Raw genomic sequence first — 9,299 nt, forward strand, 5'->3', positions numbered from 1 at the left:
GCTGGATGCCGACCTGGCGCAGGGCGGCGACCGAGTGCTGGGTGGGCTTGGTCTTGAGCTCGCCGGAGGGTCCGATGTAGGGCACCAGCGAGATGTGCAGGAAGAAGCAGTTGTCCCGGCCGATGTCGTGCCGGACCTGGCGGGCCGCCTCGAGGAACGGCAGCGACTCGATGTCGCCCACGGTGCCGCCCACCTCGGTGATGACGACATCGACGTCGTCGCTCCCCATGGCCCGGATCCGGTCCTTGATCTCGTTGGTGATGTGCGGGATGACCTGCACGGTGTCACCGAGGTAGTCGCCGCGCCGTTCCTTGGCGATCACGCTGGAGTAGACCTGGCCCGTGGTCACGTTGGCGATCTGGCCGAGGTCGGTGTCGAGGAACCGCTCGTAGTGCCCGATGTCCAGGTCGGTCTCGGCGCCGTCGTTGGTCACGAACACCTCACCGTGCTGGAACGGGTTCATCGTCCCCGGATCCACGTTGAGGTAGGGGTCCAGCTTCTGCATCGTCACCCGCAGACCGCGCGAGCGGAGCAGCCGGCCGAGGCTCGAGGCGGTGAGGCCCTTGCCGAGCGAGGAGGCGACGCCTCCGGTCACGAACACGTGCTTCGTCGGCATCGGGTGCTTCATGGAGTTCCATCCTAGGAGATGGGGACGGCTCCACTCGCACCCGACGCACCGAAGGCGCCGACAGTTCCCTCGAGGGAGGCGATCAGCGCCAGCATGGCGGTCACCTGACCGACGACGGTGTCGCCCCCGTCGACGGTCGAGACCGTGCTGCTCACCTCGGCGTCGCCGCGCAGGGAGGCCAGCAGTCCCGCCTCCCCGGAGGACGTGTCCCCCAGCAGGACGGCGCCCGCGGCGTTGCCCCGCAGGCCGGTGGCGAGACCGGCGTGGACCGCGACCGCGGCGGCGGCGACCTCCGGTTCCTGCTCGGCGTGCGGGGGCAGCAGCACGAGCACGAGCGGCGCCAGCCGCGCCTCCCCCGGCCCCGTGAGCAGCCCAGCGGTGGACAGGCTGGCGCGGACAGTCTGGGCCGCGGCGTCCGCCCGTCTGCCGTCCTTGATCGGCGTGGCGACCGCGACGCCGAGCAGCTGGCCAAGCCGCTCGTACGTCGGGGCGGCGGGGTCGATCCGGTCGTCGGCGAGCTGGGTCATGAGCTGGCTGCCGAGGCTGTCGACGAGGGACGCCTCGGCGCGGTCGACCGCCTGCTCGGTGATCTCGTAGACCCCGGTGAGCCCGCCCCCGGCGGCGGCGACCTGGGCGACCATCGACTCGACGAGTCCGGCGTCCACGCCCGGCGTGCTGACGATCACCGTCGGGTGTCCCCGGAGGGCCTTGTCGTAGAGGCGCGCGGCCGACGCCGCCGCGAACGCGTCCGCGAAGCCGGCGGCCGGAGGGTCCGGCTCCTCCGTGGGCTCGGGCTCGGGATCGACCACCGCGCCCACCGCGTCCGGCTCCTGTCCACCACTGGACGACGGCACGTCGTCGTCGGCGGAGACGTAGCTGAGCGGGCCGCCACCGAGCGCGATCCCGATGGCCAGCGCGAACAGGGCGGCCGCCACCGGGATGACGTGGCGGCGCAGGGTCGTCACAGCAGTGTCCTCACGGCGTCCTCACGGGTCCTCACAGCAGGGTCCGCAGCTGCTCGGTGAGGGAGTCCAGGCTCTCCTGCCCGGCCGGCGTGACGGCGACCGCGGCCAGGACGGCGATCGCTCCCGCGGCCAGCAGGGTGGCGACCTGACCGGTGGTCGCCCCGTTGGTGTGCAGCGCCGGGACGGCGCTGGCGTCCACCAATCGCGACCCGACCTTGAGCCGGGTGGCGAAGGTGCTGGCCAGGCCGGCCTGCCGCCGGTCGAGGAAGTCCTCCAGGCGGGCGTTGAGACCGACACCGACGAGGGGGACGACCTCGTAGCGGTCGGCGAGCAGCAGCGCGAGGTCCTCGGGCGTCGCCGAGGTCTCGACCAGGGTGGGTCGGATGCCCAGCCGGGTGACACCGTCCGCCGCCTCGGCCTCCTCGGGCCCGGCGCCGCGGCTGCAGACCAGGACCACGTCGGTCGCCGCCTGGAGGGCGTCCGCGGACGGCAGCCCGCCGGGTTCCTTCACGGAGGCGACCACGATGTCGGCGACCCACCCGAAGCCGATCAGGTCGTCGGCGGCCGTGCCGACCGCGAGGATCACGGGGTCCTGCTCCCCGACGTAGCGCCGTAGCGGCACCAGCTCGTCGTGCTCGAACCCGGCCACGACCAGCGCGGGCCGCTTGGCGAGCGGTGTCACCAGGTCCGGCAGGCCCCGGCCGTCCAGCAGCAGGTCCTGCTCGCGACGCAGGAACTCCCCGGCGTTGTGGGTGAGGGTGTCCAGCTGCACCGCCAGGCCCGAGCGGGCCTGCTCCATCTCCGCGCGCAGCACCGCCAGCTCGACGACCCGCCCATGCGCGACCGCGGTGTCCTCGGCGTAGACCACGCCGTCGTCGATCCGGATCGGTTGGTTGTCCGGCACGGACGCCCAGCCTCCCTCACCCACCTGGTCCACGAGGACGATCCCCGCCTCGGCGAGGACCTCGGGACCGAGGTTGGCGTAACGGGCGGAGATCATCGGGGCGGCGTTGACGACGCCCACCACCCCCTTGTCGACGAGCCGCAGCGCGGTCTCCTGGTCCAGGTCGTGGTGGTCGATCACCGCGATGTCCCCGCTGCGCAGCCGGGACAGCAGCTGCGGGGCGCGCCGGGCCACCCGGGCCGTGCCGGTGACGCCCGGCAGCGTGGTGATCTGGGTACGCCGGGAGTTGAACCTCATTCCTCGCCCGCCCTCACTGGACTCACCGGACTCACAAGACTCACTGGGCCCTGGCGGCCTGGGCCACCTGGAGCAGCTCACGGGCATGCGCCAGCGCCGTGTCCGAGTCGGCCAGCCCGGCGAGCATGCGGGACAGCTCGCGCTCGCGGGACTCGTCGTCGAGGACCCTCAAGCCGGAGCTGGTGACGGACCCGTCGTCGGACTTCACCACCAGCACGTGCCGGTCGGCGTAGGCCGCGACCTGGGGCAGGTGCGTGACGACGAGGACCTGGGCGGTGCGGGCCAGCTGGGCCAGTCGCCGCCCGACCTCGACCGCCGCGGCGCCGCCCACCCCGGCGTCGACCTCGTCGAAGACGAAGGTCGGGACCGGGCTGGTCCCGGCGAGCGCCACCTCCACCGCGAGCATGACCCGGGACAGCTCCCCGCCGGATGCGCCCTTGTGCAGCGGCCTCGGCCCGGAGCCGACGTTGGCGGCGAGCAGGAACTCGATCTCGTCGACGCCCGACGCGGTGAACCCGGACCGGGCGACCGAGATGTCGAACACCGCGTCCGGCATGGCGAGCAGGCCGAGCTCCTCGGTCACCTGCCTCGACAGCCGCTCCGCGGCCTCGACGCGGGCCGCCGACAGGGCCTCCGCGGCCACCGTGAGCTCGGACTCCAGCGTCTCCTGCTCGGCCCGCAACGCCGCGATCCGCTCATCGGTGCCGTCGAGGTCGAGCAGCCGGGCCGCCGAGACCTGGGCCCAGGCCAGCACGTCGTCGATCGTCTCGCCGTACTTCCTGGTCAGCGCGGTGAGCGCGGCTCGGCGTTCGGACACCGCGGCCAGCCGCTGCGGGTCGGTCTCGAGCCGGGACGCGTAGGACGCGACGTCGGCCGCCACGTCGGAGAGCAGGTAGGTGACCTCGGCGAGCCGGTCGGCGAGCTCGCCCGCCTCGGCGTCGTGCTCGCGGACCGCCTCGAGCCGGGTCCGCGCCGCCGAGGTCGTCGACAGGGCGTCGTCGGCGGTGGGGTCGTCACTGGACAGGGACTCGCGCGCCGACTCCGCGGCGGTCCGCAGCGTGTCGGCGAAACCCAGCCGGGACTCCTCCGCGGCCAGTGCCAGGTCCTCGCCGCTGACCGGGTCGACGGCCTCGATCTCGCCGAGGCCGAACCTGAGGACGTCCGCCTCGCGGGCTCGCTCGCGAGCGGTCGCGACGACCTCGTCCAGCTCGCGCTCGGTCGCCCGCAGCCGCTGGAAGAGGTCGGAGTAGGTCTCGAGCAGCGCGGCCAGCGGCCCGCCCCCGAACCGGTCCAGGGCCTCGCGCTGCGCGCGCTGCTGGAGCAGCCGGTGCTGGTCGGACTGGCCGTGCACCGCCACCAGCACCTGGGTGACGTCGGCGAGCTTGGCGACCGGAACCGAGGCTCCGCCCACGAACGCCCGCGAGCGTCCCTCGGCCGACAGGTTGCGGGCCAGCACGACCCGGCCGTCCTCGACCTCCCCACCGGCGGCGTCGACGGCCGCGGCGAACGCTCCCAGGTCCGAGGCGTCCACCACGCCCTCGACCCGCGCCGTCCGGGCGCCGGTGCGCACGGCTCCCGAGTCCGCGCGGGCACCGAGGAGCAGCCCGAGCGCGGTCACCACCATGGTCTTGCCGGCGCCCGTCTCACCCGTGATGACGGTCAGGCCGGGCCCCAGCTCGAGCGTCGAGGACTCGATCACCCCCAGCTGGGAGATCCGGATCTCCTCAAGCACCGGCCGCTCCGCTCGACGAGCCTCCCGAGGCGGCGTCCTCCGCCCGGCGCCGGCGTTCGGCGGACCCCCGCCAGCCGTCGACCGGCAGGTCGAACTTGGCGACCAGCCGGTCGGTGAACGGCGCCCGGTGGAGCCGGGCGAGGCGGACCGGTCGGTCGCCGCGGCGCACCTCGATCCGGGCACCCGGCGGCAGGTCGACGGCCCGGCGGCCGTCACACCACAGCACCCCGGCCCCGTCGGTGCGGGCGATGACCTCGACCGCCACCACCGAGTCCGGAGCGACCACCATCGGCCGCGCGAAGAGCGCGTGCGCGCTGATCGGCACCACCACCAGTGCCTCGACCCCGGGCCACACCACCGGGCCACCCGCACTGAAGTTGTAGGCGGTGGACCCGGTGGGCGTGGACAGGACCACGCCGTCGCAGCCCCAGCGCGACAGGGGGCGGCCGTCGATCTCGACGACGACCTCGATCATCCGCTCGCGCGCGGCCTTCTCGACACTGGCCTCGTTGAGCGCGAACGTCTGGGTGACCAGCTCGCCGTCGCGGTAGGCCCGCACGTCCAGCGTGAGCCGGTCCTCCGGCGTCCACGTGCGCTGCACGATGGCCTCGATCGTGGCCTCGACGTCGTCGGACTCCGCCTCGGCCAGGAAGCCGACGTGTCCCAGGTTGACCCCCAGGACCGGAGTGCCGCTCGTCCGGGTCACCTCGGCCGCCCGCAGGATCGAACCGTCGCCGCCGACGACCACGGCGACCTCGCAGTCGGCACCGGCGTCCTCGTCCGGCCCGACGAGCTCCAGGGGCGGGTCGTAGGAGTCGGGGTCCAGGTCGAGGTCGGCCACCTCCGACGCCAGCATCCGCACGCTCAGCCCGTGACCGGTCAGCGCCTTGCAGAACCCGAGGGTCACCTCCCGCGCGGCGTCTCGGCCCGTATGGGCGAGCAGGAGCACCCGGCGCGCGGTCATGGGTCAAGCCTGTCAGACGGCTCCCCCACCGACGTGGTGCCATGCACAGCCCGGGCGATGTCGTCGGCGCCGATCTCCGCGGGCCCGCGGCGCAGCCACACGAAGAACTCCACGTTGCCCGAGGGCCCGGGCAACGGGCTGGTGGCCACTGCCCGGGCACCCCAGCCACGCCCGGCCGCGGCGTCGGCCACGGTGACCACCACCTCGGAGCGCAGGGCGGGGTCCCGGACCACCCCTCCCTTGCCGAGCCGGTCCTTGCCGACCTCGAACTGCGGCTTGACCATCAGCACCAGGTCGCCGTCCGCACGGGTCACCGCGATCAGCGGCTCGAGCACCAGCAGCAGCGAGATGAACGACAGGTCACCGACCACGAGGTCGACGGGGCCCTCGATCATCTCGGCGGTCAGCTCGCGGACGTTGGTGCGGTCGTGCACGGTGACCCGCTCGTCCTGGCGCAGCCGCCAGGCCAGCTGCCCGTAGCCCACGTCGACCGCGACCACCTCGGCGGCACCGGCGCGCAGCAGCACGTCGGTGAAGCCGCCGGTCGACGCACCTGCGTCCAGGCAGCGTCGTCCTGCGACCTGGAGGCCCGCGGGGCCGAACGCCGCCAGGGCGCCCGCCAGCTTGTGGCCACCCCGCGAGACGTAGTCCTCGCGCTCCGGGTCCTCGCGGACCACGATCGCGGCGTCCGTCGTGACGGCCGTGGCGGCCTTGGTGGCGGTGCCGCCCGCGACCGTGACCCGACCGGAGGCCACCAGCTCGGCCGCGTGGTCGCGTGACCGGGCCAGCCCCCGACGGACCAGCTCGGCGTCGAGTCGCAGGCGGCGAGGCACGTCCGGGCTAGTCGGCCGGGGCGTCGTCGAGAGCTCGGCGCAGCTGCTCGTGGGCGTGCTCGAAGACGGCGACGTGCTCCTCGACAGGACGGTCCTCGAGGGCCGTGACGCCCTCGATCACGCGGTCCACGCTCCCCATGCCGGTCACGGATCCGGTTGCCGACTCAGACATGGCCCGAGGCTATCGCGGCGGGTGGGCGTCGCCGGTGGCGACATGCTGCCCGGTGCGGTCCGCGTACTCCCAGGCCGCCTCCGCGGCGACCCGCCACCAGTCGTCGGCGCTTCCGGAGCCGGCGACCCGCAGCGACCCGGCGTCGACGGTCGCGCTCCAGCCTCCCGCGCTGGCGGTGCCATGGTCCATCGTGACCTCCGGCTGCGGCGACGTGAGGCCCGCCAGGTCGACCGACAGGTACGTCGGGCGTCCTCCGGGACCGGCCGCCACCAGCTCTGGAACCCCCGTGACGCCGGTGAGGACCAGCAGCGAGTCGATCCCGGCGTTGGCCGCGCCCTCGATGTCGGTGTCCAGCCGGTCGCCGACCATCAGCGGCCGCCGGCCGCCCACCCGGTGGACCGTCTCGTCCAGCAAGGGCCGAGAGGGCTTGCCGGCCACCTCCGCGTCGACCCCGCTGAACCGTTCGATCGTCTCCACCAGGACGCCGTGGCCCGGGGCCACACCGAACCCCGTGGGGATCGTCAGGTCACTGTTGGTCGCCACCCACCACAAGCCGTCGCGGATCCGCACCGCGGCACGCATGATGTCGCTCCACCGCACGTCCGGGCCGTAGCCCGAGACCACCGCCTGCGCCTCGTCGGTCACCCCGACCGGCTCCAGCCCCGCCTCCGTCAGGGCCGCCTGCAGACCGTCGGCGCCGAGCAGGGCGACCCTCGCCCCGGGGCCGAGCCGGTCGGCCAGGACCCGGGCAGCCGCCTGGGCCGAGGTCACCACGTCGTCGGGTTCGGCGGCGACCCCGAGGTCGCGCAGGTGCGCGGCCACCTGGCCCGGTGTCCGCCGGGCGTTGTTGGTGATGAAGGCCACCCGCAGCCCCGCCGCCCGGGCCCGGTCGATGTGCCCAGGAGCCCCCGGGACCGCGTCCGCACCGATGTAGACCACGCCGTCGAGGTCGAGCATGGCCAGGTCGTAGACCTCGCACAACGGCCGGTCGGAGCGTTCCAGTATCACTGCTTTGTCCCGCTCCTAGACTCGACTGATGGACTCGACCGCGGTGGTGACCCCTCCGTACGTCGGTCGTCCCCTGCGCCTCGAGCCGTTCCACGCCCTCCGGCTGAACCCCCGTCGGGTCGGCGACCCCGCTTCGCGGCGGCTCTACGCCCGACCGTACCGGGCCGTCACAGCGCGCCTCAGCCAGTGGCAGGAGCGCGGGCAGCTGCGCCGCGACGCCGACCCGGCCCTGTGGCTGCACGAGTACACCGAGGCCGGGCTCACCGTGCGTGGCCTGGTCGGCGCGCTGGACGTGTCCCACCGCGCCTCGAGCCCCAGCGACCGGGCGGTCCTTCCGCACGAGGGGATCCACCCTGCGCAGGCGGACTCGCTCGCCGACCGGATGACCCAGCTGGCGCTCAACCCGGCGCCCATCCTCCTGGTGCACCGGGCGCCGGCGCAGGTGCGCACTCTGGTGCGCCAGGTCGCTGCGACGGACCCGACCGACGACTTCGTGGACCGCAACGGCCAGCGGCACCGCATCTGGGCGATCCGTGAGCGTGTCGTGCTCGACGGCCTGGCGGACGGTCTCGCCGGGTGCCAGGCCCTGATCGCCGACGGCCACCACCGATACGCCGCCTACCTCCGGATGCAGGCCCGCGAGCCCGGCGGCGCCTTCGACCGGGGTCTGGCCATGCTCGTCGACCAGGAGGACACGCCGCTGTTCCTCGGGCCGATCCACCGGGTGCTCAGCGGTGTGAGCCTCGACGACCTCGCTGCGGCCGCCGAGATCGCCGGCGCCGGCTATGACGTCGGGGACCGAGCCGCCGCCATGGACTCACTGGGGCCGCACACCCTGGTGGCGACCGACGGCACGACCTGGGCGACGCTCAAGCTCGACCTGCCGGCGGACCGGGCCGCGGTGGAGGCGCTCCACGACGACCTGATCCCCGCTCTCGGTCGCGGGCCCGCCCGGATCCACCACCACCACTCGGTCGACGCGACGCTCGGCCAGCTGCGGCGCGCCGGAGGGGTCGCCGTCCTGATGCCGGCCCCCGACGTGGACGTCGTGCTCCGGGTCGCGGCCGCGGACCGGCTGCTGCCGGAGAAGGCCACGTCGTTCCAGCCCAAGCCGAGCCCGGGAGTGCTCATCCGCTCGCTGCGCGACGGATGACCCGGCCTCCGGTCACCTCGATCTGGTAGCGGGACACCTTCGCCGCACCGACCGCGTAGAACCGGCGGCGCACGGCCCCCGTCACCTCCACCAGGTCGCCCTCGCACCAGGCCGGGACCGACCGCTTCACCCGTCCGCCCCAGACCGCGCAGTCCAGGGTGTCGAGCTGCTGGCCGCGCCCGGCACTGGCACTGGCACTGGCACTGGCACCGCGCTCCACCACCAGGCGGAACGTCCACAGCGTGTCACCGCTGGGCAGGGTCAGCTCGGCCGGCTCGGCGGACAGCCGCCCCACCAGCCGCACCTCGTTGACGTGGGTGATCTCGTTCGTGGCTGTTGTCATGTCACCACCTCCGGGCACGACGCTCGCGACGGGAACCGACGTTCCTGAGAGAGGACGCCCGGTCCTGTGGACAACGCACTCGCGACGCCCGTGGTGGACGCGAACGGGTGGATATCAGCCGCAAAACGGCCCAGAAATGGCACCAGGGCCATCCCCGAAGGGATGGCCCTGGCAAAAGAATGTCCGGCGGCGTCCTACTCTCCCACAGCCTCACGACTGCAGTACCATCGGCGCTGAAGGGCTTGACTTCCGGGTTCGGGATGGGACCGGGTATTTCCCCTTCGCTGTGGCCGCCGTAAC

General features: G+C 73.6%; 10 protein-coding genes and 1 rRNA gene. 1 reads left to right on the plus strand and 10 read right to left on the minus strand.

The window, feature by feature from the left end:
- From JHD21_RS17405 to JHD21_RS17440, 8 genes are all read right to left on the minus strand, one after another.
- Positions 1–628: CTP synthase (locus JHD21_RS17405; RefSeq protein WP_292677739.1), on the minus strand; the 628-nt coding region annotated here is incomplete at its 3' end.
- An 11-nt stretch (positions 629–639) separates the two neighbouring features.
- Entirely contained in the window at positions 640–1,593 is a 954-nt protein-coding gene (locus JHD21_RS17410; protein WP_292677741.1) for a copper transporter, read from the minus strand.
- 31 nt (positions 1,594–1,624) lie between these two features.
- Positions 1,625–2,794: a putative cytokinetic ring protein SteA gene (gene steA, locus JHD21_RS17415; RefSeq protein ID WP_292677743.1), complete on the minus strand. Its 1,170-nt coding sequence runs from the start codon at positions 2,792–2,794 to the stop codon at positions 1,625–1,627.
- A gap of 40 nt (positions 2,795–2,834) precedes the next feature.
- Entirely contained in the window at positions 2,835–4,526 is a 1,692-nt protein-coding gene (gene recN, locus JHD21_RS17420; protein WP_292677745.1) for a DNA repair protein RecN, read from the minus strand.
- Positions 4,519–5,490, minus strand: coding sequence for an NAD kinase (locus JHD21_RS17425; protein WP_292677747.1), 972 nt, complete (start codon positions 5,488–5,490; stop codon positions 4,519–4,521). The genes recN and JHD21_RS17425 overlap by 8 nt, the downstream gene beginning before the upstream one ends.
- The gene (locus tag JHD21_RS17430; RefSeq protein WP_292677749.1) at positions 5,487–6,323 is read right to left on the minus strand and encodes a TlyA family RNA methyltransferase; all 837 of its coding nucleotides are present in this window, start codon (positions 6,321–6,323) and stop codon (positions 5,487–5,489) included. The genes JHD21_RS17425 and JHD21_RS17430 overlap by 4 nt, the downstream gene beginning before the upstream one ends.
- Positions 6,324–6,330: 7 nt before the next feature.
- Positions 6,331–6,495 (minus strand): hypothetical protein, encoded by a 165-nt coding sequence (locus tag JHD21_RS17435; protein WP_292677751.1) that lies wholly within the window; start codon positions 6,493–6,495, stop codon positions 6,331–6,333.
- A 9-nt stretch (positions 6,496–6,504) separates the two neighbouring features.
- A complete protein-coding gene (locus JHD21_RS17440) occupies positions 6,505–7,503 on the minus strand; it encodes an HAD-IIA family hydrolase (RefSeq protein ID WP_292677753.1) in 999 nt (332 codons plus the stop codon).
- Positions 7,504–7,531: 28 nt separating this feature from the next.
- Here JHD21_RS17440 and JHD21_RS17445 point away from each other — a divergent pair, with 28 nt between their 5' ends.
- The gene (locus JHD21_RS17445) at positions 7,532–8,656 is read left to right on the plus strand and encodes a DUF1015 family protein (protein ID WP_292677755.1); all 1,125 of its coding nucleotides are present in this window, start codon (positions 7,532–7,534) and stop codon (positions 8,654–8,656) included.
- On the opposite strand, the gene JHD21_RS17450 is transcribed toward JHD21_RS17445, so the two are convergent.
- Together JHD21_RS17450 and rrf are read right to left on the minus strand one after the other, a co-directional pair.
- Positions 8,631–8,999, minus strand: a complete 369-nt coding sequence (locus JHD21_RS17450) for a single-stranded DNA-binding protein (protein WP_292677756.1) — start codon at positions 8,997–8,999, stop codon at positions 8,631–8,633. The two genes, JHD21_RS17445 and JHD21_RS17450, sit on opposite strands and share 26 nt — an antisense overlap.
- A gap of 181 nt (positions 9,000–9,180) precedes the next feature.
- Positions 9,181–9,297: ribosomal RNA gene (gene rrf / locus JHD21_RS17455) — 5S ribosomal RNA — on the minus strand.
- Positions 9,298–9,299 lie beyond the last annotated feature (2 nt).

This window comes from Nocardioides sp., assembly GCF_016462705.1.
Taxonomy (GTDB): domain Bacteria; phylum Actinomycetota; class Actinomycetes; order Propionibacteriales; family Nocardioidaceae; genus Nocardioides.

Coding starts and splice junctions, on each gene's coding strand:
- steA (WP_292677743.1), bottom strand. CDS start 2,794: ATGAGGTTCAACTCCCGGCGTACCCAGATCACCACGCTGCCGGGCGTC.
- JHD21_RS17425 (WP_292677747.1), bottom strand. CDS start 5,490: ATGACCGCGCGCCGGGTGCTCCTGCTCGCCCATACGGGCCGAGACGCC.
- JHD21_RS17435 (WP_292677751.1), bottom strand. CDS start 6,495: ATGTCTGAGTCGGCAACCGGATCCGTGACCGGCATGGGGAGCGTGGAC.
- JHD21_RS17445 (WP_292677755.1), top strand. CDS start 7,532: ATGGACTCGACCGCGGTGGTGACCCCTCCGTACGTCGGTCGTCCCCTG.
- JHD21_RS17450 (WP_292677756.1), bottom strand. CDS start 8,999: ATGACAACAGCCACGAACGAGATCACCCACGTCAACGAGGTGCGGCTG.